The organism is Pseudoalteromonas luteoviolacea (genome assembly GCF_018100925.1).
Lineage (GTDB): Bacteria > Pseudomonadota > Gammaproteobacteria > Enterobacterales > Alteromonadaceae > Pseudoalteromonas > Pseudoalteromonas obscura.
The window spans coordinates 414000-439669 of record NZ_JAGJEH010000001.1 but is presented as its reverse complement, the minus strand read 5'-3'; the positions used below and the strand labels follow the sequence as shown (position 1 = coordinate 439669).

Here is a 25670-nt window from a genome sequence, read left to right as displayed (position 1 = left end):
AAAAATCAATTTAGATCAATTGCTCAAATGAAAAAATTAACGATATTTTTACTGCCCAAAGAGTTTTTTGCTTAAAAGCTACTGATAATTAATAGCTTACACGTGTGCGCTGAAATAATTTTTTTTGTCTCTAGGAAGATAAAATTTGAGATGTAGAAATGTCGAGACTAAAAAGAGCCAAAACTTGCCTGCGTTATAGTCATAAGTGTTTGGGGACAAATCGAGATTTCTAGTCCTCTTTTACCACCACTGACATAAATTTGCTGATGCTGCTTCGCACTTTCATGCAATATAACCGGGATTTTACGCTTATGAGCAAATGGGCTGATCCCACCAAGCAAATACCCAGTTGCACTTTGCGCCCTGTTTTTGTCAGCCATTTGCGCTTTTTTACCAGACACAGATTTCGCAAAAGACTTCAGATCTACCTGCTGTGTCGCTGGGGTTATACCAATAAATAAGTCACCATCTACCTCAATCACCAAGGTTTTAAATACTTTACACTCTTCAAGATTTAATTTGCTTGCAGCTTCTTGTGCATAGTTTGGCGATTTTGGATCATGCTTAAACTTTAAGACTTCAAACTGGACTTTACTTTTGGTCAATAAGTTAATTGCAGGTGTCATATTAAATCCTTACTAATTATGGCTTTACAAAAAAATAACGTGCTTTCAATAGAGCTTAAGTACTAAAACAACGACACGTTATTCGCAATTTATTATCCAAGATATTTTTACTATAAATTGTACTAAATTATGCTCGACAATACTGAATTGTCGACTAAAGTAGTATATACCAGCAGATTCAATCTGCGTTGGTAGTTAGAAGCGAAAACTTGCTGTAACAGCGATGTTGAGTTGTGCCATTTATTAGTAGGTGCGTCGCATGTATACAAGCTTAGCGCAAGGTATCGGTGTAACTTTGAGTATTTTGACCGTCATTTTTGTTTTACACAGTGAATACAATGCTTGGTCAGACAAGCTAGCGTGTAATGAAAAGTGCGAGCTATTAGGGTGTCATTCAGGAACACTGATTTCAGGAGAAAGCCGACCGGATTTAGTTTGTCGGTGCAACGATGATATGGATTATCTCGTAATATTAGACTGAGAGTAAAACGGCGCCATTGGCGCCGTTTTGATTTATTCTGACAGGTTAACCAAACTATTTGGTCAAATCATCAAAAAACTTCTTTACGCCATCAAAGAAACCTTGCGCTTTAGGACGGTTTTTACTGTCTCCGCTCATGCTTTCTTCAAGCTCTTTCAATAGCTCTTTTTGACGCTCATTAAGATTAACAGGCGTTTCAATTACAACCTTACAGATTAAATCGCCAACAGAGCCACTGCGTACTGACTTCACGCCTTTGCCGCGCATACGGAACATCTTTCCAGTTTGGCTCTCTGAAGGGATTTTAAGATTTGCTCTGCCATCTAAAGTCGGAACTTCAATCTCGCCGCCTAGCGCCGCGGTAGTGAAACTAATAGGTACTTCACAGTATAGATTGTTACCATCACGAACAAAGATTGGGTGTTCTCTCACGGTTACCTGAACATACAAGTCACCTGCTGGCGCGCCATGCATACCGGCTTCACCTTCACCAGATAATCGAATACGATCGCCAGTGTCAACACCTGCCGGAATTTTAACCGACAGCGTTTTGGTCTTCTCTACACGACCTTGACCATGACAGCTGTCACATGGGTCAGAAATAACCTGACCTGTACCCTGACAAGTTGGACACGTCTGCTGCACAGCGAAGAAACCTTGACGCATTTGAACTTGCCCCGCACCGTGACATGTCGAACATGTCTTAGGTTTAGAACCAGCTTTAGCACCACTGCCATCACATGGTTTACAACTTACCCAAGTAGGCACTTTAATTTCTACGTCTTTACCCTTAACAGCCTCTTCAAGCGTTAAGTCTAAGCTGTAGCGTAAATCCGCTCCACGTTGCTGTCTCGATTGACGACGGCCACCACCGCCACCAAAAATATCACCGAATACGTCCCCGAAAATATCGCCAAAGTCGGCTCCGCCTCCGAATCCGCCATGGCCTCCACCACCGTTTTGTTCAAACGCTGCATGGCCGTATTGATCATACATCTGGCGTTTCTGACTATCCGTTAGGACCTCGTACGCTTCTTTTACTTCTTTGAACTTAGCTTCTAAAGCTTCATCACCCGCTGTACGATCTGGGTGATACTTCATTGCTAGGCGCTTATAGGCCTTTTTTATATCACGTTCACCGGCGTCTTTTGTTACACCTAATACTTCGTAATAATCACGTTTGGACATAGTTATCACACTACTCTTACAAGACAACTCTCCGAAACCTACGTTCGGTTGTGAGCCAAAATTTAAAAACACGAAGGGCGCGTCAAGCGAAGTCGCCGCGCGCCCTTAACAGTCAACAATTACTTGTTGTCTTTAACTTCTTCAAACTCAGCATCAACAACATCATCGTCTGCTTTCGCTGAACTTTGTTGTGCACCTGCATCAGGACCTGGTTGCTGTGCCTGTGCATTTGCTTGTGCGATTTCCATTAGCTTTTGAGATTTCTCTGCAAGCGCCTGAGTCTTCGCATCGATGTCTTCTTTGCTGTCGCCTTTGATAGCTGCTTCAAGTTCAGTTAAAGCACCTTCAATTGCAGTCTTGTCTTCAGCTGGAAGTGCGTCACCCGCTTCTTCAACTTGCTTACGAGTAGCGTGAACAAGTGCATCAGCTTGGTTACGTGCGCCAACTAGCTCTTCGAACTTTTTGTCTTCTTCCGCATTTGCTTCTGCATCACGTACCATTTTTTCTACTTCATCGTCACTTAGACCAGAAGAAGCTTGGATAGTGATTTTCTGTTCTTTACCCGTATCCTTGTCTTTAGCAGATACGTGTAAGATACCGTCCGCATCAACATCGAAAGTAACTTCGATTTGTGGTGCACCACGTTGAGCTGGGCGAATACCTTCAAGGTTGAACTGACCAAGTGATTTGTTATCAGTTGAACGCTTACGCTCACCTTGCAGTACATGAATAGTTACCGCAGACTGGTTGTCTTCAGCTGTTGAGAACACCTGTGACTTCTTAGTCGGGATAGTTGTGTTTTTCTCGATAAGCGCCGTCATTACTTGGCCCATTGTCTCAATACCTAGAGATAATGGAATAACGTCTAGAAGAAGTACGTCTTTAACGTCACCAGAAAGTACACCACCTTGAACAGCTGCACCTAGTGCTACCGCTTCATCAGGGTTAACGTCCTTACGCGCTTCTTTACCAAAGAACTCAGCAACTTTAGACTGAACTAGTGGCATACGTGTTTGACCACCAACTAGGATGATATCATTTACGTCGCTTACAGAAAGGTCTGCATCAGCAAGTGCACGCTTTAGCGGCTCAATTGACTGATTTACTAAGTCTTCAACCAAAGACTCAAGCTTAGCACGCGTTAGTTTAACGTTCATGTGCTTAGGACCAGTTGCATCAGCAGTTACGTATGGAAGGTTAACTTCTGTTTGCTGTGCAGAAGAAAGTTCGATTTTCGCCTTTTCAGCCGCTTCTTTAACACGTTGCATCGCTAGCGGATCTGCTTTTAGGTCGATGCCTTGCTCTTTTTTGAACTCTTCAACTAGGTAGTTGATAACACGGTTATCAAAGTCTTCACCACCTAAGTGCGTGTCACCGTTTGTCGCTAGTACTTCAAATGTGTGCTCGCCGTCTACTTCGTCAATTTCAATGATTGAAATATCAAATGTACCACCACCAAGGTCATATACCGCAACAACGTTGTCACCTTGTTTTTTGTCCATACCGTAAGCAAGTGCAGCTGCTGTTGGCTCGTTAATGATACGTTTAACGTCTAGACCCGCGATACGACCCGCATCTTTAGTTGCTTGACGCTGTGAATCGTTAAAGTATGCAGGAACTGTAATTACCGCTTCAGTAACTTCTTCACCTAGGAAGTCTTCTGCTGTCTTTTTCATTTTCTTAAGAACTTCTGCAGAAATCTGTGGTGCAGCACGTTTTTCACCGCGTACTTCAACCCATGCGTCACCATTGTCAGCTTTTACAATGTTGAATGGCATGATGCTGATATCACGTTGTACTTCTTCATCTTCAAAGCGACGGCCAATTAGTCGCTTAATTGCATATAGCGTATTTGTAGGGTTAGTAACTGCCTGACGCTTTGCCGGTTGACCTACTAGCGTTTCGCCTTCTTCTGTAAATGCAATAATCGACGGGGTAGTGCGATCGCCTTCAGCGTTTTCAATAACGCGCGTATTCTCACCATCTAAAACTGCTACACAAGAGTTAGTAGTACCTAAATCGATTCCAATAATTTTACCCATGTGAATCTTCTCCGACCTCAAAAAATTCGTTGTTCTGTTAGATGACTTGATAAATAGGGGCGGCAAATTCTAATTCAACCTTAAAGTGGAAAAAAATTTCATTTTTTTTCAATTTTTTTTATTTTTAGGATGAACAGAGCAAAAAGCAGGCAAAAAATCTGTATTTATCTATTTAGAGCATATATTCTAATTGAGTAAAAATAACACATGGACCCACTATGGACTTTGATACCTTAATTTCGTCTTCTCAACTACAGGCACAAGAAAGCACGTTAAGCGTCCCAAACACTTGGAGCCAAGGCCGAACCGTTTTTGGTGGATTGAGTGCTGCGTTGATGCTAAAGCAAATGTATTTGAAACTAGATGACGTCACGAGAAAACTGCTTTCTTTCAATTGTAATTTCGTCGCGCCACTAATAACTGACACTCCATTTACGATTAACACCACGATATTAAGGCATGGCAAAAACGTTACCCAGATTGAAACTCGAATTACGCAAAATGACACTATATGCCTCATAGCTCTTGCCTGTTTCGGCACACAAAGGCAATCTAAAATACAAGTAGATTCAAATCAGCAACCCCGCATACTTAAACAAGAGCGAAAAAGCAGTCAAACTCTCAAATATGTTGAAGGTTTGTTTCCTGCGTTTATTCAAAATATCGAACTCAATATTCAAGCCGGAGCAATGCCCTTTAGTGGTTCTGACTCAACAGAAATTCATGGTTGGATGAAATTCAAACACCCCGCGAAGAGCTTGTGTCCTGAATTAAGTATCTTAGCATTGGCAGACGCATGGCCACCGACCTTATTGCAACTATGCGACAAACCGTCTCCTGCAAGTAGCGTTTCTTGGTACGTAGAGTTTCTTCAACCCTTAGATATGAACCTATCTGATTGGTTCGGTTATGAGGCAATTACACATCAAGCAAATAGCGGATACGGTATTGAAGATGCAAAAATTTTCTCCAGCAGTGGAGAGCTAGTTGCACTGAGCCGGCAAACTGTGGCGGTATTTGATAGTTGATATTCTTTGAATGCTGGAACACAATAGAGGTATATATCTCTATTGTGATTTTATATTGTGATAACTGCTTGCCAACATTGTGATTATTTAGTGTCTATCGCACACATGGACAAGCATCAAAGAGCCATATGTCCGCATTGTGGAAACACCTTGGCTCACTGTCAGGTCAACTACAACCAGAGCATAAATGCGTTTGGTTTATCATCTATTCTTTTTTTGATAGTGAGCTTGCACCCTCATTTTATTTCTTATGCACAACATGGTTTAAAACAATCCATTAGCTTGATCGAAGCAATCTCACTCCTCGCCACCAACTTTAGTACTCTACTGGCCGGGTTACTCGCTTTTACTATCTTGCTGATGCCTTTACTTGCATTAGTGCTTATTATGTTGGCTCATTCTCCGCTATGGAAACACCTAAACCCACACAATGCACGCGTCATAGTACGGCTTTTGATGCTACTAAAGCCACTTAACCTTGCTGATATTTTTCTTGTTGCTGTGCTGATCAGTGCTTTCAAATTGACTGAGTTTGCAGAAATAGAAGTTGGGCTTGGTTTTTGGTCTTATATTCTCTTCGTTTTATGCTTTATTGAAACGTTATCCTTGCTGAGTAAAGAACAGCTTTGGGAAAGAGAGCAAATAACTTATTGTCCAGATGAACAAACTTGTGCGCCCAGAGCACAACAGCAGTCCTTAAAGAAATGCCATGTTTGTGGTCAACTCAGTAATGCGGCACGTTGCCCTCGATGCACATCAAAGTTAAAATTCCGCAAAACCAACTCGCTAGAAAAAAGCGCGGCATGGATGTTAACTGCCATGGTTTTATTGATCCCTGCTTTGGCGCTTCCAATTATGGACACCATCAACCTCGGACTCCATACCAAAGCAACGATCTACAGTGGTGTTGAAGTTATGTGGCATGCTGGCTCCTACCCTGTTGCAATACTTATCTTTGTCGCCAGTATTTGTATTCCCATTATCAAAGGGATCGCCCTCTTTTATTTACTTTACCAAGTAAAAGCATGCACTCAGCCTAAATTGGCAAGCAAGCTGTATAGAGCACTTGAATTTATGGGAAAATGGTCGATGATCGATGTGTTCGTCGTTATTTTATTGGTTTCTCTGGTACAACTTGGTACTGTGTTAAGTGTTGAACCCCAATCAGGTATTGTGTTTTTCACCGCTATGGTATTATGCCAAATAATCTCTGTAAATCATTTCGACCCTAGGCTATTGTGGGATAACTTAAATAAACATGAATGAGAAAGCTTATATAGAATCCAAACCTAAATTTTCTGTCATTTGGATTGTTCCTATTATCGCTGTTTTAATAACCGGATGGATGCTCTATCAACACCAATCTAATAAAGGCCACACTATTTTCCTAAAAATGGATAATGCCGACGGCATCATTGCAGGAAAAACTGAGGTCAAAGTCAGAAGTGTACAAGTTGGCATTGTTGAGTCTCTTAAATTACAGATAGAGCAAAACGCAGTTATTGCGACCATTCGCATATTTAAAGACTATGATACTTTGCTCACTGAAGACGCCAAATTTTGGACCGTAAAACCACGGGTAGATGAAACCGGGATCTCTGGATTAAACACTTTGCTTTCAGGTGTTTACATAGAGCTTTTACCTGGTGAGCAAGGCAACTTAGCTAATCTTTTTACCATGCAAGACCAGCCAGCACTCATTGCCCCCGATATTGAAGGTGTTAGATACAAATTAAAAGCGGCAAACGCCGAAGTGCTGGACGTTGGTACTGGCATCTTTTTTAGAAATTACAAAATTGGGCAAGTTGAAACCGCCAGTTTTAATGAAAAAACACTAGAAATGGACTACGGGGTTTTTATTAACTCCCCTTATGACGAGCTCATCTCTAACAATGTGATTTTTTGGGTTAACTCAGGCGTAGAAGTCGACTTGTCCACCGAAGGGATCAAAGTTTCAACTGGTTCATTGTCAAAATTGATCAAAGGTGGGATCTCTGTGGATTACCCGCCCAACTCTGTCGCAGACTCTATCGCACAGCAGTACACTCAGTATAAATTACATAAAAACTTTGCTGTTGCATTGGAAAGGCGATTTGACTTATTTGATCTTTACCTTGTTGAATTTGAACAATCCATTAAAGGCTTGAAGCCAGGCGCGCCTGTCGAATATCGAGGAATGCGAATCGGCACTGTCGAGCAAGTACCTGCGCAGCTTGTTCGAGATGGGCAACCTTTATACTTCCAGCAAAATAATACATCGATTCCTGTGTTAATAAAGGTAGAATACGGCAGAATTTATGAAGTAGATGAGCAGGCCAAACAGTACTGGCAAGGAAACATAGAAAAATGGATTGAAAACGGGCTGCGTGCATCGCTAAAAAGTGGTAATTTATTAACCGGTGCGGTATATATAGAATTAGATTTTTATAGTGCAGCCAAGCCGGAGTCTATTGCCAAACACTCAGTCTATCCTGTATTACCTAGTGTACCGAGTGGATTTACGGCTTTATCTGAACAGGTTATGGCACTGCTTAATAAACTAAATGGTTTGCCATTAGATGCAGCTTTAGTTGAAGCCACAGACATGCTCACTGCATACAAGCAATTGGGTGCTGAAACTGAGCAGCTTATAAAAGATTTAAACAACAAAAAAGTACCAGAAAAAGTGGAAAAGAATTTAACTCAATTACAGGGCACGTTGACTCAGCTAACATCAAGCTTAAAGCAATTTGAAAAAACCCTGTCAACCTATCAGCAAGGCTCTGGCGTGATGGATCAGTTGACCGATACACTGAGTGAGCTAGAAAGCTTGTCCAACACATTAAAGCCAGTAACTAAAGGGCTAAATGAGCAGCCTAACATGCTGATTTTCGATAAAAACGCGTCCGAAGATCCTGTGCCGAGGAAGCGTTAATGAAATCGCCATTGCAAATTTGCCTTTTAGCAATGCTAATAATGGGCTGCAGCAGTAACTCAAGTGGCCACAAATACTATAAATTCTCTGATCAGACAGAGGCAATAGAAAAACAAATTCGTGCGCCAGAAACACCTATTTACTTAGATCAGGTATCTATTTTAGGCGTTTCTAACCAGCAGGCATTTGTACAGTTTACTCAACCAAATACTGTTAATATTGCGAGCTTCCACTTCTGGGCAGAACATCCAGAAAGCATGCTGACACAGCTAACTCTTAGTTATTTAAATAATCGAGGCTTGACGGTAATTCCTAGGACGTTAGCAGGCGATTTAAATACAACCCGTTACAGTTTAAAACTTGTAGTAGATGAGTACGCAGGCCACTATGAAAAAGGTGCTATTCTCAGTGGTAATCTGTATTTTTACCAGTTGCAAAACGGCAATACACATTTAGTTCAAACAAAACGATTTTCATTTGAAAACCAGCTGCAGGACGATGGTTTCGATGCTTTAGTAGCAGCTCATAAAAGCAACTGGCTACTACTGTTAAATGATGTTGAGCAAATACTTACTGGCCAACTCAGGCAAAATAATAAGTAAACAGACAATCAGCTTTGGTAGGTGACTGGCTATAAATCTTTCCGTTGCCTTCAAAGCCGAGCCTATTTAATAACTTTTTGCTGTTGTGATTTTGGACATCTGTTATCGCATGTAGCTTGGTTATGTTTAGATGTTTGCGCGCCATAGCGATAAGCTGTTCACAGGTCTCAAAAGCTAACCCTTGACCTGTAAACTCATCTAAAAACGCATAACCTAAATCAGGCTCTTGTAGATAAGGACGCTGGTAAAACCCCGCAACACCAATGGCCTGCCCAGATTGTAAATAAACAATATATGGGGCACTGAGACCTTCTTTATAAGGAGATAAAAAAGAGCGTTCGATATATTCAATCGCAGTCTGGTGGTTGTTTACTTTCTTATCACCAATATACTCAATAAAGCTCTGTTGATTGAGCAACTTTATAATAAAATCAGCATTATCAAGCGTCGCTTTTCTAATTTCACACCTTTCAGACACTGTAATTATATTTCCAGGCATCATAAACTCCCCTGACACATATTGTTATTCCATTGCAAAGCTGTAACCTCTGTTGTAGACCCTAGCTTTATATTAGTTTTGCTACCACAACATCGAAGATGTCGTAGTAGCAAATACTGGAGCTTACTCGTAACTGACTTTTTTATACAAGTCTTCTAGAGAGCTAATCTTCTTTTGATTAGGTAAGTCTGCAAATGGTTTATCGGAAAACTTATTGCCTCTCAATTGAATATTTAACCTAGGGGCGCTCTCATTTAACAGTGTGTGATGTAGATAAGATTTAATATCTTGCATTGTGATCCGTTCAGCCGCAGCGATTAATTGCTCTTTTGAGTCAAATGACAATTCATTTTTATACCAGTCCGTCAGAATAGGCTGCGCTTCCTCTGCCAAGTTCTTTGGCTCTTCCCTTAGGTTCGCAAGTGCCGACGCTTTGATTTGCTCAAACTCTGCTGCGGTTAAATTTTCCAGCTCTTTTGCATATTCCAACTTAAATGCGTCAAAACGTGCTTGCATAGACTTCACGTCTTTGACTGGTGTTTGAATAAATAGTGCTATTGCTGAGTGTTCATCAATACTGGTCGCTATAGCTCCTACGGCATAAGCCAACTGCTCTTCAGTACGCAGTATATTGAAAGCTTTTTGCCGTAAGTGCGACTTCAAGATCAATGCGGCTGCTTTCTGTGCATACCCAGGCTCCGGGTGTACCACAACATCAATAACAGCAACGTCAGCTACGTCAGTATCTTTTTGTAAGACAATCACTTCGCCTTGTTTTGGCTGCCAAAAGCCAGCCCTAACATAATCTACTTGGCTTGCCTCGCTTCCTATATGGGTCTCTAAACGAGATACAACATTAGTTATGTCTTGCTTATTGTAGTTACCGTATCCAAATACACGCACTAAGTTATTACTGAGCAATTCACCTTGCGCTTTTTTAAAGTCATTGGTAGTCATGCTTTTAGCTGCTTTAATCAAGGCCTCTGAGTCAAAACTCCCCTCTCGAGTAACCTGTCTATATGCGCCAAAAACTTGATAATATGGGATCTGTTTTGCTTTATTTTGTAGTGTGCGAACATATCGATCAATTGCTTGCTCTAGCTGTTTTTCGTTTGGAGTTACAGCTAACCCTTCAAGCGCTTTTTCTATTAACACTGGCTGCTTGTCCGTAAAACCAGAAACAGACATTACCAAACCATTAGCGTAACTAAGCTCCAAGCCCATTCCTGCAACGTGTGCTTCAGTGATCAACTTCGCTTTTTCAATTTCATAGAGATCAGCCCAAAGATTAGCGGCGACCTGCGTATTGATGTCGTTAAGTGGCAACGCGCTGTTTAAAACTATTTCTAACTTCCCTTTTGGTTGCTCACCAAAACGCTTGCTCGGTTTAAGCCACGCATGTATACGCTTGCCTTCATATACCTTTTCAACCACTTTAGATTCCGAGCTTTTTAGCTCAAAGTTTTCCGGAAGCAGTCGATTGACACTCGGTAACGATAAAGCAAACTGACTTGGCTTAGACCAAGACTCTATTTCACTTGCTCCGATAGGCTCAACCTTATATTTTCCATCATAAAAGTGAAGCTTGCTATCAACAGGTTCATCTTTACTTATGTACCAAACACGCATTGTATTCGAGTTAAGCTGTTGTAGGACTCTGTCGACTGCATTCGGGTTAAACTGTGCAAAATGATAGTTTGCATTAATAGCGTGTGTTAATGGATAGTCCTGCATATTAGCAGCCAATGTACTTACATATGAGAACTCATCACTCTTCTCCAAGAACCTAAATTGGTTATTTAATGATGTTCTTATCTCTTCGAAGTACTTACTATCAACCCCCTGCTCTTTAATGAGGTTTATGTACTGCATAATTGTTGCAACTATGGTTTCACGTTGTTGCATACCCTGATCAGTTAATTGAACATCAATTGTCAATGCACCGTAATTACCGTAGTGATTTGGCGACGCGTTTGCTGTCAACGAAGAAATTAATCCTTGCTCTTTCAACACTTGTGCTGGACTACCCTGCATCTCATTGCTCAGCAAGTAGCTTACAAAATAGTTAGGTTTGACAGCAAAATCAGACATATTATTTTCAATTATAAACTCGACATTAAGCGCTTTAACATCTTGATTCGGTCGATAATGAATACGTTTTTTGCCTACTTCACTAAAGTCTATGGTTTTAGTTACTTCTGGTTCGGCGATATTTTTATTTTTGATTGTACTAAAATGCTTTATCGCTTTTTGTTCCATCTCTGCCAATGGCATATTTGAAACCATCGCAAGCTTCATAATGTTCGATGAATAGTATTTATTATAGAAAGCGACTGTTTCTTGATGTAGGTTACTATCCTTCTTGTCACCGAGTGTTTCCAAATTACCTATCAAAAACCGATTAGACGGATGGTCACCTAAAAGTTGCCTAGCCAACTTGAACTGCCCAAAAAAATCCATCTCTCTGCGCATCGACCATTCTGCATTTACAGCATTTTTCTCTTTATCGGTATATTCAGGGTAGAGTTTTGCTGATTTAAAAAAGTCTGAAAAACGGTCTAATGCCTCGTCGTAAGCATCATTATTTATTTTAACCATATAGTTGGTCACATCTAACCAAGTATACGCGTTATTGGCTCCGCCATTATTTTGCACAAATTCCGCATACCCATCTGGATCTGGAAATTTTTCAGTACCTAAAAACAACATATGCTCTAAGTAGTGTGCCATTCCTTGCTGGGACATAGGGTCATGAAGCAAACCAACACCAACGCTAAGGGCAGCAGCTGATTTTTCAGCGCTAGGATCAGAAACAAGTACAACATCTATGCCATTTTCAAGGGTCAGTACTTTGTATGCGCGGTCGTCATTGGGACTCACCACAAGCTGGTCAGAAATAAGTTGTACGGGTTGGTTGTTGAAACTCGTCGTCGAGCACGCAGTCAAAATGCCAAGCGAGATAGCGCCTAGTGCCATTAGTTTTTTCATAAAGTTCCCAATATAAAGGGCGTATTTGCCGAGTAACAATACTCAAGGCAAATAGCCTTTGATTATCTCTTTGAATGTACTGTCATATACTGATAGTAATGTCCGATATGTACAAGCACAAGCCAAAAAAAAGTGTAACTGATTGTTAAATATAGACAAGGTAACGCTATCAAAAGTTCTTAACTAAGAATCTTTTTATCACCACTTAAAAAACCAGTCCAATCAATGAGCAGAAAAGTTAATTTTTATGATTAAAAATGTTTTTTTTAAGTCAAAAACACTCTACACTGCGTGCAAATCGCTCAGTTCTCAAACTGGCGTTACAAGGCAAGTATATAAAAATCAACAGGGGCTAAAAAATGAATGAAGAGCAAATTTGTGATTTTGGTATTCATGCAGGCGAACCATATAGCAAACTGCCCGCATGCTTTTTAAATTGGATGGTTGAAACTAACCATAAAAAACGGAGCTTTGCTAAAAACGAACTCAACAGAAGAGAAGAGGCAGTGCTAAGTTCTCGCAATACCGCAAACCACACAACTTTGTAATGTCATTTTCGTGCAATTGCTTTAAACTACGCGCATAAATAAGTTCAGATTTTTATAATAATTTATGCGCATAATTATTTCTTTGTTTTTGCTTTGTTTTTTAGCAGCATGCCAATTACTGTCAGTAAAAGACGATGCACAATATTTAACAGTCCTACATACCAATGATAACCATGGTCGATTTTGGCACAATGAGAATGGTGAATATGGTATGGCTGCACGGAAAACCCTTATCGACCAATTACGCAATGACGCTTTAGAACAAGGCCATAGTGTTATTTTGCTATCAGGTGGGGATATAAACACGGGGGTTCCCGAGTCGGATTTACAAGTAGCTGAACCCGACTTTAAAGGGATGAGTATTATTGGTTACGATGCAATGGCCATTGGTAATCACGAGTTTGACAACCCATTGAGCGTTCTAGACAAGCAAATAAAGTGGTCTAATTTCCCTTTGCTCTCTGCCAACATTATTGACAAAGAAACCAATAAGCCAGCTTATCAGGCGTACACTATTCTCGAAAAAGGGCAACTAAAAATAGCCGTTATTGGGTTGACTACAGTCGACACCGCAAAAATCGCCAATCCACAGTATATCGGCCATTTGGATTTTATCACGCCAGCAGTCGCCACACAGCCTCTGGTAGATATGATCAAATCAACGTATCAACCTGATGTAGTCGTTGCTGTGACGCACATGGGCCACTACCACGATGCCAAGCATGGAATAAATGCTCCAGGCGACGTTACTTTGGCAAGGGATCTTAGCCCGAACTCTTTAGATATGATTATTGGTGGTCACTCTCAAGAACCGATCTGCGTAGATGAAACTGGTAAGCAAGATCCTTCATTTTCACCAGGTAAAGCTTGCTGGCCAGACAGACAAAATGGCACTTGGATTATGCAAGCTCATGAGTGGGGAAAATATGTGGGAAAAGCAGTCTTTAAGATTGAGAATGGTATTAAAGAGCTACTAAGTTACGAGCTAGTTCCCGTCAACTTAAAAGATGAACAAGGCAATTTCATCACAAACGAAATAACAAAAGATACAAGCCTATATAATTTCTTACTTCCCTACCAAGAAAAAGGTGCAGAAAAACTCGCAGGGGCGGTCGGTAATGTAGATGACTTCCTCGATGGCCGCAGAGACACAGTTAGATTTACCCAGAGTAAGTTGGCAGATCTTATCATCAATGCACAAACGGAAGCTGTTGGAGCAGACTTTGGCATCATCAGTGGGGGTGGTATTCGCGCCAGCATAGAAAAAGGCGATGTAAACTACAAAGACATTTTAAAAGTCCACCCGTTTAGAAATCGCGTTGCATATATAGATTGGCAAGGGCCGGAATTAGTGGACTACATTAGTGTCGTAGGAAGCTTTCCAGCGGATGCAGGTGCTTACCTACAGTATCATAAAATCGACTTTAGTATTGAAAATGGCCTTGCCAATATTAAGACAATTAATGGTAAGCCATTTGATATCAATGGCATTTATAGAATGAGCATCAATAGTTACAATGCCGCAGGAGGCGATGGCTATCCGATTATTACCGAAAAAGAAAGCTATCAAAATACCGACAGTACGGACGCACAAGTCTTAAGAGCCTATATCGAAAAATATTCGCCAATAAAGACAGGTAACCTTTAACCTGAAACTTGAATATAAGATGAGGGCATAAAGCGACTAGCTGAATGCTCCCTCTTTACTTACCTATTATTTCTATGTCTTCTTCATTTATTTTCGTCAGAGCATAACTATGGAGTTTTGAGCGAGACCCTTCACCATGTGCTTTAGGTGGATAATACTTAGCTTTTAATTCTGGAGTTGCAGATAACAGCTCATCAAGCGCAGCCCGTATTTCACTGAGCGTTTTTTCGAGACTATTCGAAAAGTTAGGTCTTTTTCTAATTGTGTGTCCGAGTGAAACTAAACGGTGAAAATATTTGTCTGCCAAGTCCAATAACTCTTCCGGCAAGTCTTTGTTTTGATTTAGTGACGCTTCAGGATACGTCTTACAATACTCGAGCAGTGCTAGGTAAAAGCACAGGGGTTTATTTGCTAACTGCACCTTTAGTTCTGTATTAGAGGTAAGGTGTAATGTTTTGGAGTATAAATCAATTTTAAGAATTTCCAGAGTAGGTAAAATAACCTTTTTATCTTCATGGACCTGCTGTTTATACTTTATTCTCGAAATATTTTTTAGGAGTGCAAAATTAAACATTGCAAATATCAGCGGAAAGATAAGCAAAGCGTAATTGTGACTGTAGTCCGCCTTTAATAATAAGTACGTTCGACTCCCAGGCGCTACAAGCTGCTCAACACTCTCCCCTTTCGCTGGCGATATCGGTTTATTCGAGATGGCAACAAGCGTTACTCGGCTGTTTTGCTGCAATAAATAGTGGTTCACACCCTCAATATATGCCTCGAGTGCTTCTGGATCTCCTGAGTAATTCAACATAGGATCGGCTAATGGTAGCTTGTGCCTATCTAGCGAAACTCTCAGTTTAATCTCTTGCAGGTCATGATATACAACATCATCAATTGTATATTTGGACATTGTAATAAAAACAAATAGAAAGAATATTAGATATACAGAGAACACTAACGCTTTTTTCAATTCCTTCATTCGCGTTCTCCTAAAAACTCATAAGGAAACGTATTACACTGCCAATACTCATTAACACTATCAAAGTAGCTTGAGCCAGTCTCCTGGGCTACATGATGCAATAGACTTTGCAATGAACAAGCAAGCTCAGTGTTGTCACTAACCATTTTTAAATACCATTTACTACCGCTGATATTACTCCCTGTTGGAGTTATATAATTTTTTGAGAAATGGACTTCGTCGTCTTCATTCCAATATGTCGCTATAATATCTAACTCTCCCGATGAAAGCTTATCGCGCAAAATTTTATGAGACGTCACATACTGTATGTTTAGCGCGTCAATATCTATGTCTAGAGCTTTGAAGGTCTGCTTTGGCATAATATGGCCAGAGCGACTAGTCGGATAGTCTAGTAGCCCAATTTTTTTATCTAAAAAGTACGCTTTCTCCAGCTTAGGCTTTTCTCTATTAGATATAAAAAACGAAGTGTACTCGGGGTAGCCAATAACTGCCTTATAACTGTATGTGGATTCTGCCATTAAAGCCTTCATCACGTTGTCTTTTGATAACGTCAAGTCTGCTAGGCCTTTGGCAATAAAATCTATTTGCTCCGCTAGGTTGCCACTCCAATAAACATTAACCAAACCAAACTGTTTTGCTAGCACAGGATCTGAGCATAGCTTTTGAGCTAGCGCTTCTGCTAACTTTTTTACCGGGACATGCACATTGAACGACTGTGTATTTGATACAGAGCGAGTTTGACATTGAATATGTTTTTCAAGCAAATTGGGAAGCACTACCACAGAAGGGCTATTGAGCGCCTTTGCCAAGTAAAAACATGCCAAAACAGATAGAAACAAAACTGTAACAATGGTTGTATTATTGCTTAATTTAAGATTGTATTTCACATCAATTAGATTCTTTTATTTCCTACAGGCTTATTAGATCAACTTTCTTTACTTATTGCAATAGGTAATTTTACCAATAGACCGTAAACAATTGATTTTAAAACTTTATTAATAGGAAATTATGAATACTCTTGACTCCTTTTATTTTCACTAAAAACCCGGACAATTGACCTCATTAGAATACTTGGTAATTATCTGATTTACATTTAGGTGAGTAAGTGATGTTTAGAGGTTCAATTAAAGTTTTTGCACTCTCTCTTGGCTTGGTGAGTAGTTCCACTATTGCGTGGGGTCAAAATGGGCACAGAGTGATCGGTGAGTTAGCTCAGGGTTATTTAACGCCAGCTACTTCATCCCATATTCAATTGATCCTTGGTGACGACACATTGGCTGAAGTATCCACTTGGCCGGATGAAATGCGCTCTGACTCCGCACACTTTTGGAAAAAGCAATCAGGTAAATGGCATTACATCAATATTGAAAAACCTGAGCATATGCATCGCCACAGCAACCCTGCTATCTCAAACAAAGAAGAAGTAAAACACATTCTTGATGGTATCAATTTCACCACCAATGTACTTAAAAACTCTTCCTCAGATATAAAAGACAAACAATTTGCTTTAAAGTTCCTTGTACATTTAGTTGGAGACGCACACCAACCTTTTCATGCTGGACGAGCCGAAGATTTAGGCGGAAATAAAATTGATGTAGAATTTTTTGGAAAGTCTACTAATCTTCATAAAGTTTTTGACACGGAGCTAGTGGAATACCAAAAGTTATCTTTCACAGAATTTACTCGCTTCATTACTACCTCAGACAAACAGTTAATCGCTAACTATTTAAACAGCACACCTTCTGATTGGTTATTGGAATCCAATAAAATTGCTGAGGACATATACGAAAGCAATGAAACTGAAATAAGTTGGGGTTATATATATAAACACACACCGACAATTAAAATACGCCTCCAACAAGGTGGATATAGATTGGCTGGTTTGCTAAATCAAATTTTTGACAAAAACTCAAAGCCTTTAGTTAATGCGCTTGCTAATAAATAAAAGCTTTGAAAAATGATATTTAAACTAACTGATAAACCTAATAACACGGGAAACAACATAATGAAAAACGTTCGCTTAACTAAAGTAGCTGGTGCTTTAGTCTTAGCCCTAGGCGTGTCTGCTTCAGCTTTTGCTTCTGAAACATCTTCATCGATGCGAGGTAAAGTAACTACTCCTGAAGGCAATGCCGCCGCAAACGTTAAAGTAACTGTCATTCACGAACCAACTGGTACTGTTAGCCAGTTTGTTACTAACGACTCTGGTGCATTCATTGCTAAAGGTCTTCGTGTAGGCGGTCCATACAAGGTTATCCTTGACTCTGACGCTTACCGCGACTCTGAGCTAAACAACATTTACTTAGACTTAGGCCAAACTCGCCGTGTAACTTCTCAGTTAGAACCAAAAAAAATTGAGACTATCTCAATTTCAGGTTACAAAATTGTTCAGCAAGCAGGTGGTTCTTCAAGCGTGTTTGGTGAAGAAACAATTAGAAACATGCCTAGTTTCAACAACGACCTGAAAGACGTAGCTCGTTTAAACCCGCTAGCTTCTGTAAACGGCGCTGGTGAATTAACCATTGCTGGTAACAACCCAAAAACAAATAGCTTCACTGTTGACGGTATTGGTCAAAACGATGACTTCGGCCTAAGCTCTGGTGGCTACCCTACTCAACAGCCGCCTGTTGCACTAGACGCAATTGAGCAAGTTTCTGTCGACGCAGCACCGTTTTCTGCTAAAAAAGGTAACTTCGGTGGTGGCCAAATTAACGCGGTTACAAAGTCAGGTTCGAATGATTATACGTTCACTGGCTTCTACGAATTCTCGAACCCGAGCCTTGCAGGTAAATTGGATTCAATCAACGAGATTGCAGGCGAGCGAGATGAAGCTGGTCACCGTACATACGAAACAGTTTCTGATGATTCTATCCTGAACGAAAACCGTTATGGTTTTAGTACAGGTGGTGCAATCTTAAAAGATGAGCTTTTCTACTTTGTTAACTACAACTCATGGACTCAAACTAAAGAACTTTCTTATGGTTGGGAAGGTGCTGGCACAACTCATGAGCACGATATTGCTCAAGCAGATTTTGACCGCTTCAACAGCATCTTACAGAACACATATGGCTTAGATGGTGGCCTAGGTGGTGATCCAGAAAGTACAAACGATGCTCTACTTGTAAAGTTAAGCTGGAACGTCAATGATGCACACCGTGCAGACTTCACTTACCAGTGGCAAGATGACAATCAAGATCGTGAATACTCTGAAGGTGGTGATGAGGTTTTACTCGCTTCTCGTCGCTTCACTGAAGAGAAGTCATTCAATAACTTCTCAACAAAAGTTTATTCAGATTGGACTGATAGCTTCTCAACTGAAATCGGCTTCGCTTATAAAGATGTTAAAAGCGAAAGTATGAATAACTCAGACTTAGGTACTGTTGAAGTTCACATTGATGGTGGCCGCTCACCAAGCTTTAACTTTGGTCGCGATGAATTCCGTCACGCAAATATTTCTGAGACTGAAACAGCAACGTTCACTTTTGATGGTACTTACTTCTACGGTGACCATGAAATTAACTTCGGTGCTCAATTAGAAAGCCTACGCCTGTATAACTTATTCGGCGCGAACACAAAAGGTTCTTGGACATTCAACTCTCTAGATGATTTCGCTACTGGTACATTAGACGAATTCTCTTACCGTAATGCATATACAAATAATGTAAATGACTTGGCATACGACGCGACTCGTAAGCAAGTTGCTCTATATATCGAAGACAAGTTCTACCCAACTGACGATTTAGAATTAAATGTTGGTCTACGTTATGAGCGTTTATCTTCAAGCGATAAACCTACATTGAATGCAGCATTTACTGAAACGTACGGTTTCTCTAACCAAGAGAACTTAGACGGCATCGACATTATCCTTCCTCGTATTGGCTTTAAGTACTATGCAACTGAAGCACTAACAATTAATGGTGGTATTGGTCGTTTCCAAGGCGGTATTCCAAATGTTTGGTATAACAACCCTTACCAAAATGATGGTCTAACATACGTTACAGCTTCTAATGCAGTTGTTGACCAATATGTAGAAGTTAACAACAACCGTGCGCAAACAGACTCTCTAAGAGTTAACAACGCAGGCTTTGCTTCTGTTCCTGCAAGTGTACAAGAAACACTAGCTAAAGGCGCTGGCAGCACAAACTATACAGATCCTAATTTTGAACTACCTTCAAGTATCCGAGCTCAAGTAGGTTTTGACTACGAGTTTGACTCAGAGCTACTAGGCGATGGATTTAAATGGTCAGCAGAGCTTTCTTACCACATCAAAGAAAACGAAGCGATTTGGAAAAACACTGCACTTAAGTCTAACGGCACTTCTAAAGATGGTCGCGTTAAATACGAGTCAATCTACGATGGCGATGCAGCTGAAAACTTCGATATTATGATGACAAATGCATCAGAAGATGTTCGTTCTATCATTTTCAGTACATCACTAGCTAAAGAGTTTGATAACGGCCTATACGTGTCTGCAAGTTATACACATCAGGACATTGAAGATGTATCGCCAGGTTCATCATCTCGTGCGCAGAGTAACTATAAACATGCAGTCACACAAAGCCGTAACGTTGACCACGTTGCAACTGGTTACTATGAAATTGAGCACAGCTTAAAACTGAATGTTAGCTACACGACTCAGTTCTTCGACGGCTATGACTCTAAGTTTAACCTATTCTTCGAGCGTCGTTCAGGCCGTCCATATAGCTATGTTATGGGCTTCTTTAGAGATGGAGACTACGGTGATACTCGTGACTTCAACTCGAATAGCGCATACCTAGCATACATTCCATCAGGTCCTGATGATCAGAATGTAGAATATGCTGAAGGTTTCAGCTGGTCACAACTTGAAACTTTATTAAACCGCGCAGGTATCTCTGAGCGTGGCCAGATCCTTGACCGCAACACGTTCAGACAACCTTGGGTTACAACTATGGATGTCAGCTTCAAACAAGAGATCCCAGGTTTCTACAAAGACCATAAAGCGCAGTTTTATGTCATGATCGAGAACTTCGCGAACATGCTAAATAGCGACTGGGGTCAAGAAGAACGCTTGAGATTCCCTAACCAAAGTATCTACGACTTTGGTGGTCTAACTGACGACGACAGAATCATTATCGACAATAAATTCGGTGGTGCGGATGTACGTAACTACAACGAAATCGATGAAAACAAGTCAGCTTGGCGCGCTAAAATCGGTGTTCGTTACACATTCTAATATCTAACTTAAACATGTAATTAGATGTCAAGGCCAACTTTATGTTGGCCTTTTTTATTGGCTACTTACTGATTAATTATCCTTTTCTACAGACTCTATTTAAGGCCTCACATAGTAAGACGGCAGCATCTTTTAGTGTGACTTCAGTCAAACATAGAGATATTTAAAGTGTTGGCTGATTTAGCTAATCGTCCAGTAAACGGGCTGTATAAAAGGCCGTGTAGACACGTTATTCATACACAGCAAATAAATTAGGTTTGTTAAAAAAGCAGTAGAACCTTAACTCTGGTCAATGACTTTACTATCGCTATCAAGAGACAGGTGGCATCAAGGGTAGACAAAGCAGTTTAAACCAACACAGGTTTTGAGGAGGTCGTTTATGAACATGAGTCATAAAAACGCGCTTCATTTTATCTCGAAGCAATTACGATGATTGTAAAAGCAAATACGTTATCTGCCTGTCGCTTTTCTTTCAACGGACAGAGAAAGCTTTTCGATCAAGGTTTTTAAGGTAACCTTTTCACTCTCACTAAAGTTTGACAATAAAGCCTGCTCCCACTCCTTCGCCTTTGGTGTCAACATCTCGTATAAATTGATACCACTTGGTGTAGCCTGCAAAACGGTTGCGCGTTTGTCATCAGGATGTTTGTTCAACCCGATTAACCCTTTTTCTTCAAGCTGTTTTATCGCGCGCGATACGGTTGATTTGTCCATATTTGCCAGCTCACAAATCTGCCTAGCCGTTGCAAACTCTATATTAAGCACATGAGACAGTACGCGCCATTGGGCTTGTGTGAGTCCCGCTTCCTGATTATAAACTTGAGCAAAGTCTTCACTCACTTGTGCGGATAAAGATACCAACTGATAAGGTAAAAACTGGCTAATATCTAAAATAGTTGGTTTACTCACGGTGCAAAGTACCTCTCACTTTTGTAATTATTTATTTACAGTACATCTTTATCAGGATGTTTGCAATTACTCTCACATGAGAGTATCTTACAGGAAACATCAATGGAGTCTACGTAAAATGAGTACAGAATTCGACTATTTGACAGGATTTGGTAACGAATTTGAAACCGAAGCCCTGCCCGGCGCATTACCGGTTGGACAATTTTCACCTCAAAAAGTGAAATACGACCTATATGCGGAGCAATACAATACCACTGCATTTACAGCACCGCGTGCTGAAAACCGCAGAAACTGGTTCTACCGTATACGCCCATCTGTATTACAAGGTGAATACCAACCAATGGACAATGGTCTGGTAAGAACAGGTCCTATTACTGAAGTACCAACGCCACCGTCAATGCTGCGTTGGAACCCAGTAGAAATACCCGCAGAAAAAACTGACTTTATTGATGGCCTTGTGACTATGGCTGCCAATGGTAGTGCTAATGGCCAAGTTGGTATCGGCATTCACGTATACGTCGCAAACGCATCGATGGAAGGTAGATATTTCTACAACGCTGACGGCGAGTTATTGTTCGTCCCACAACAAGGCGAACTTGTACTGCACACAGAGTGTGGCAAGCTTGCTATTAAACCAGGCGAAATCGCTGTTATTCCTCGAGGTTTGAAGTTCCGTGTTGAACTAATCAGCGAACAAGTTCGTGGATATATTTGTGAAAACTACGGTCATCCATATATTTTACCTGAGCGCGGCCCTGTCGGCGCCAATGGCTACACCAACGAGCGCGATTTTCAGTATCCAGTAGCTGCTTTTGAAGACCTTGAAGGCGACTTTGAGCTTGTAGCTAAATTTAATGGTAACCTATTCCGCTGCGATATCGGACATTCACCACTAGACGTAGTTGCTTGGACAGGTAACAGCGCACCATATAAATATGACTTGTCTCGTTTTAATGTAATAAATACAGTGAGCTTCGATCACCCTGATCCATCAATCTTCACAGTATTAACGTCTCCATCAGGCCAAGAAGGTGTTGCAAATGTCGACTTTGTGATTTTCCCTCCTCGATGGATGGTTGCTGAAGACACGTTCCGCCCACCATATTACCACCGTAATATTATGAGCGAGTTTATGGGTCTTATTGAGGGTGTATATGACGCAAAAGAACACGGCTTTGTGCCTGGCGGTATGAGCTTGCACAACTGTATGTCTCCGCACGGCCCAGAAGCTGACGTATTTGAAAAAGCCTCAAATGCAGAGCTTGAACCACAGCGCTATGAAAATACATTGGCCTTTATGTTTGAATCACGCTATGTAATTTCACCAACTAAATATGCACTTGAAGGCAAAGAGCGCCAACCTAACTACTCGGATTGCTGGAAAGGCATTAAGAAGTATTTCAAGGGCGCATAATTGCATAACATGCATTAAGCAATCATATTTTATATTGGCCACTTTATTGTGGCCTTTGTCGTGAATAAGGATTTAACATGAAACTTTATACATACTTTCGCTCATCTGCTGCGTACCGCGTGAGAATTGCCCTTAATTTAAAAGGCATTGTTCATCAGCTTGAAGCCGTTAACCTATTAAAGTCGGAACAGCAACAGACGCCATATACAGCTAAAAACCCGCAGGGCTTGTTGCCAGCAATGGAGACAGAGCAAGGTACTTTGGCACAGTCTTTGGCTATTTTGGAATGGTTGGAAGAAACGCACCCAGAAACACCTCTTCTACCTTCTGATCCATGGCAAAAAGCGCAAGTTCGTAACTTTAGTTATGCCATTGCCTGTGATATCCACCCTATTGATAACTTACGTGTTCTTAAATACTTAAGCAGTGAGCTAAACGTTACTGACGAACAGAAGACAACTTGGTATCAACATTGGATCATTGAAGGGTTCAAAAAATTAGAGCCAACACTCACAGACGGCCCTTTCTGTTTTGGTGACCAACCTACACTGGCAGATTTGTGTTTGGTTCCGCAAGTATTTAACGCGTTGCGCTTCAAGGTGGATATGTCACAATTCCCTAAAATTGCAGCCGTTTATGAGCACTGTAATACTCTAGAGGCCTTTATTAAAGCGGCACCCGAAAATCAACCGGATGCAGCTTAAATACGTATTTATGTATGGGGTATTATTTTAATGCCCCATGAACTTGGTCAATATGAGCCAGTAAATCGTGTCCCAAATCTGTTAAATAACCGCCATCGGGCCTATCTATCACCCCTTTGGCAAACAACCGCTCTGCCGCAGCTAAAATACTTTGATCCGCATTGCTGTGTATTTTAAGGCCTTGGTGCAAACTACTCCTTGGAAATTTTGCCAATAGTTCCAACTCCGCCATCAACTGAGTGTCAAATGCCATACTTCCCCCTAATTACAATCAAGCTACCAATTGGGCATGACTTGTGCTTACATTTAAATATACTGGTCAGACGGTATTGCCGCTGACAATCCTTTAGAACAGCCGTTTAAGCTAGCTAAGGTAAACACTACCTTTAATGCCGATAAACGTACTTCGACCTAATAAACATTAGCCCAGACTATGAGTAATGCCATGTATAAGATCAATTTTTTATCATTTTTAATAATTTTTTTATGTTGTCTGCCGATTAATGCAAAAGAAAACTCTCCAAGAGTGTTCATTGATTCTCCGCAGCGAGTTTGTTGGTTTAATTCATCTCAGTATAGCGAAGGCGCTTTGATAAAACAGTTTGACCACATATATGTATGTAGCCATAAATATGGCAACCAGCCACAAAGCCAACTCGTATGGTTAAAGCTTGATGAGAATGGAGAGCCGAAAAGGCTAGATCTTAGAGGTAAGATACGAGTACACTAGCGCGTCGCGAAAATTAGGTTTTAAATATGAGTACACAACAACCAAATAATCCACTGCACGGTGTTAAATTACAAGACATTGTTGAAAAGCTTGAATCTGAGCTAGGTTGGGAAGAAATGGCGCAAATCGTCAATATTAATTGCTTCAAGAAAGACCCTTCCGTAAAGTCCAGTCTAAAATTTTTGCGAAAAACACCTTGGGCTAGAGAAAAGGTAGAGCAGTTGTACCTAGATACATTTCACGGGTTTGCCTGGCCATCCAACCCTCAATCTAAGAAGTAATAATTAAGGTAAGGGGAAAAGCTCCTCTTGCTGTTTTTTATTTAAACCCCAGTTGCTTATAACTGTTAACTATTTTTTTTGTCACATGAGGTGACAAGTCTTTGTTGCACGCAAAGTATAATTCCATATCCAAGTTACGCAGCGTCAAAACAGGTTCAAGCAATTCACTTACGGGCTCGTGTTTTCTTTTAAACTCAAACTGATCATCGCTTAATATCACAAGGTCAACAAATTTACGTCGTGTTGCTAGTAACTCAAAAACACGCTCAAATGAGTTGATAAGCACGAGATTATATCCCTCGATAAAGCCATTTTTCACTAAAAACTGATGGCTGTAGTTATCTTTGATAACGGCAACTTTGTATTGCTTGGCTTCTTCTATTGAATCAATCGAGATCTGAGACGACTTTAAAGCGTAAAAAGAGGTGATAAACTTACTAATGGGAAACACCCAATTGAACTTTTCGCCTCGTTGCTCATTTTTAGCCATAGAAAAGATACAGGTATTCTCATCTCGAGCAGCTGTATTGTAGGCTGTAGTCCAAGTTTCTACCGAGATCCGATAATTGATCTTTGACTTATCCAACACTGCTTTTACTTTGTCCACGGCAGTACCTACTAGCTCCCCTTCTCCATTAATATACTGAAATTGTGGGAAGTTCTCCGTAACAATATGTAAGGTATAACTTGCATGAGCAAAACTCAATGTTACTAATAAACAGCATCCAAGCATCCATCGATACAATACTTATCTCCTAACATTTCACATTTAGTAATACAAACTATAGGTAACAATTGCAGGTCTGTGAAATTACAACACGAAGAGCTGATCAGCAGCGCCTATAAGGCATTTTGTAAAGTAAGAATGGATTAA

23 protein-coding genes are annotated in these 25670 nt (G+C 40.6%); 13 read left to right on the top strand and 10 right to left on the bottom strand.

All coding sequences use genetic code 11. From position 1 onward, the window contains the following. Positions 1 to 167 precede the first annotated feature (167 nt). Positions 168 to 626, bottom strand: coding sequence for a Cys-tRNA(Pro) deacylase (ybaK, locus tag J8M00_RS01670; protein WP_211008635.1), 459 nt, complete (start codon positions 624 to 626; stop codon positions 168 to 170). Between the two features lie 259 nt (positions 627 to 885). On the opposite strand from ybaK, the gene J8M00_RS01665 reads away from it, so the two are divergent. Continuing rightward, positions 886 to 1107, top strand: a complete 222-nt coding sequence (locus tag J8M00_RS01665) for a hypothetical protein (protein WP_211008634.1) — start codon at positions 886 to 888, stop codon at positions 1105 to 1107. A gap of 54 nt (positions 1108 to 1161) precedes the next feature. On the opposite strand, the gene dnaJ is transcribed toward J8M00_RS01665, so the two are convergent. Next, the gene (gene dnaJ / locus J8M00_RS01660) at positions 1162 to 2295 is read right to left on the bottom strand and encodes a molecular chaperone DnaJ (protein WP_211008633.1); all 1134 of its coding nucleotides are present in this window, start codon (positions 2293 to 2295) and stop codon (positions 1162 to 1164) included. Positions 2296 to 2414: 119 nt separating this feature from the next. Continuing rightward, complete coding sequence (dnaK, locus tag J8M00_RS01655) at positions 2415 to 4337, bottom strand: molecular chaperone DnaK (protein ID WP_211008632.1); 1923 nt, start codon at positions 4335 to 4337, stop codon at positions 2415 to 2417. Between the two features lie 218 nt (positions 4338 to 4555). Here dnaK and J8M00_RS01650 point away from each other — a divergent pair, with 218 nt between their 5' ends. The 4 genes from J8M00_RS01650 to J8M00_RS01635 are packed head-to-tail and all read left to right on the top strand — an operon-like array spanning position 4556 to position 8881. Further along, positions 4556 to 5365 (top strand): acyl-CoA thioesterase, encoded by an 810-nt coding sequence (locus J8M00_RS01650; protein WP_211008631.1) that lies wholly within the window; start codon positions 4556 to 4558, stop codon positions 5363 to 5365. A gap of 57 nt (positions 5366 to 5422) precedes the next feature. Next, entirely contained in the window at positions 5423 to 6631 is a 1209-nt protein-coding gene (locus J8M00_RS01645) for a paraquat-inducible protein A (RefSeq protein ID WP_211008630.1), read from the top strand. Beyond that, positions 6624 to 8279 carry an intermembrane transport protein PqiB gene (gene pqiB / locus J8M00_RS01640; RefSeq protein WP_211008629.1) on the top strand — a complete coding sequence of 552 codons (1656 nt, stop codon included), beginning with the start codon at positions 6624 to 6626 and terminating at the stop codon, positions 8277 to 8279. Before J8M00_RS01645 ends, pqiB begins: the two co-directional genes overlap by 8 nt. Beyond that, positions 8279 to 8881, top strand: coding sequence for a PqiC family protein (locus J8M00_RS01635; protein WP_211008628.1), 603 nt, complete (start codon positions 8279 to 8281; stop codon positions 8879 to 8881). Before pqiB ends, J8M00_RS01635 begins: the two co-directional genes overlap by 1 nt. On the opposite strand, the gene J8M00_RS01630 is transcribed toward J8M00_RS01635, so the two are convergent. Both J8M00_RS01630 and J8M00_RS01625 read right to left on the bottom strand, forming a co-directional pair. Next, on the bottom strand, positions 8862 to 9383 hold the full coding sequence (locus J8M00_RS01630; protein WP_211008627.1) for a GNAT family N-acetyltransferase: 522 nt from the start codon (positions 9381 to 9383) through the stop codon (positions 8862 to 8864). The genes J8M00_RS01635 and J8M00_RS01630 overlap by 20 nt on opposite strands. A gap of 120 nt (positions 9384 to 9503) precedes the next feature. After that, a complete protein-coding gene (locus J8M00_RS01625; RefSeq protein WP_211008626.1) occupies positions 9504 to 12368 on the bottom strand; it encodes an insulinase family protein in 2865 nt (954 codons plus the stop codon). Between the two features lie 359 nt (positions 12369 to 12727). Between J8M00_RS01625 and J8M00_RS01620 the strand changes: the two genes are divergently transcribed. Both J8M00_RS01620 and ushA read left to right on the top strand, forming a co-directional pair. Further along, the gene (locus J8M00_RS01620; RefSeq protein WP_211008625.1) at positions 12728 to 12916 is read left to right on the top strand and encodes a hypothetical protein; all 189 of its coding nucleotides are present in this window, start codon (positions 12728 to 12730) and stop codon (positions 12914 to 12916) included. A gap of 64 nt (positions 12917 to 12980) precedes the next feature. Next, complete coding sequence (gene ushA, locus J8M00_RS01615) at positions 12981 to 14564, top strand: bifunctional UDP-sugar hydrolase/5'-nucleotidase UshA (protein WP_211008624.1); 1584 nt, start codon at positions 12981 to 12983, stop codon at positions 14562 to 14564. Between the two features lie 55 nt (positions 14565 to 14619). On the opposite strand, the gene J8M00_RS01610 is transcribed toward ushA, so the two are convergent. Together J8M00_RS01610 and J8M00_RS01605 are read right to left on the bottom strand one after the other, a co-directional pair. After that, positions 14620 to 15543 carry a hypothetical protein gene (locus J8M00_RS01610; RefSeq protein ID WP_211008623.1) on the bottom strand — a complete coding sequence of 308 codons (924 nt, stop codon included), beginning with the start codon at positions 15541 to 15543 and terminating at the stop codon, positions 14620 to 14622. Beyond that, complete coding sequence (locus tag J8M00_RS01605; protein ID WP_284138246.1) at positions 15540 to 16430, bottom strand: hypothetical protein; 891 nt, start codon at positions 16428 to 16430, stop codon at positions 15540 to 15542. The genes J8M00_RS01610 and J8M00_RS01605 overlap by 4 nt, the downstream gene beginning before the upstream one ends. Positions 16431 to 16651: 221 nt before the next feature. Here J8M00_RS01605 and J8M00_RS01600 point away from each other — a divergent pair, with 221 nt between their 5' ends. Further along, positions 16652 to 17488, top strand: a complete 837-nt coding sequence (locus J8M00_RS01600) for a S1/P1 nuclease (protein WP_211008622.1) — start codon at positions 16652 to 16654, stop codon at positions 17486 to 17488. Between the two features lie 60 nt (positions 17489 to 17548). Then, positions 17549 to 20758, top strand: a complete 3210-nt coding sequence (locus J8M00_RS01595) for a TonB-dependent receptor (RefSeq protein ID WP_211008621.1) — start codon at positions 17549 to 17551, stop codon at positions 20756 to 20758. 450 nt (positions 20759 to 21208) lie between these two features. Here J8M00_RS01595 and J8M00_RS01590 read toward each other — a convergent pair whose 3' ends face one another. Next, positions 21209 to 21667 carry a MarR family winged helix-turn-helix transcriptional regulator gene (locus J8M00_RS01590; protein WP_211008620.1) on the bottom strand — a complete coding sequence of 153 codons (459 nt, stop codon included), beginning with the start codon at positions 21665 to 21667 and terminating at the stop codon, positions 21209 to 21211. Positions 21668 to 21785: 118 nt separating this feature from the next. Between J8M00_RS01590 and hmgA the strand changes: the two genes are divergently transcribed. Both hmgA and maiA read left to right on the top strand, forming a co-directional pair. Continuing rightward, complete coding sequence (gene hmgA, locus J8M00_RS01585; RefSeq protein ID WP_211008619.1) at positions 21786 to 23081, top strand: homogentisate 1,2-dioxygenase; 1296 nt, start codon at positions 21786 to 21788, stop codon at positions 23079 to 23081. Between the two features lie 77 nt (positions 23082 to 23158). After that, entirely contained in the window at positions 23159 to 23785 is a 627-nt protein-coding gene (maiA, locus tag J8M00_RS01580; protein ID WP_211008618.1) for a maleylacetoacetate isomerase, read from the top strand. Positions 23786 to 23807: 22 nt separating this feature from the next. On the opposite strand, the gene J8M00_RS01575 is transcribed toward maiA, so the two are convergent. Continuing rightward, entirely contained in the window at positions 23808 to 24038 is a 231-nt protein-coding gene (locus J8M00_RS01575; protein ID WP_211008617.1) for a TIGR02647 family protein, read from the bottom strand. Between the two features lie 180 nt (positions 24039 to 24218). Here J8M00_RS01575 and J8M00_RS28665 point away from each other — a divergent pair, with 180 nt between their 5' ends. Next, positions 24219 to 24515, top strand: coding sequence for a DUF1496 domain-containing protein (locus J8M00_RS28665; protein WP_432652257.1), 297 nt, complete (start codon positions 24219 to 24221; stop codon positions 24513 to 24515). A 26-nt stretch (positions 24516 to 24541) separates the two neighbouring features. Beyond that, the gene (locus tag J8M00_RS01565) at positions 24542 to 24796 is read left to right on the top strand and encodes a VF530 family DNA-binding protein (protein ID WP_211008615.1); all 255 of its coding nucleotides are present in this window, start codon (positions 24542 to 24544) and stop codon (positions 24794 to 24796) included. A 37-nt stretch (positions 24797 to 24833) separates the two neighbouring features. Here the strand turns inward: J8M00_RS01565 and J8M00_RS01560 are convergent, their stop codons facing one another. Continuing rightward, positions 24834 to 25541: a transporter substrate-binding domain-containing protein gene (locus J8M00_RS01560; RefSeq protein ID WP_247687179.1), complete on the bottom strand. Its 708-nt coding sequence runs from the start codon at positions 25539 to 25541 to the stop codon at positions 24834 to 24836. Positions 25542 to 25670 lie beyond the last annotated feature (129 nt).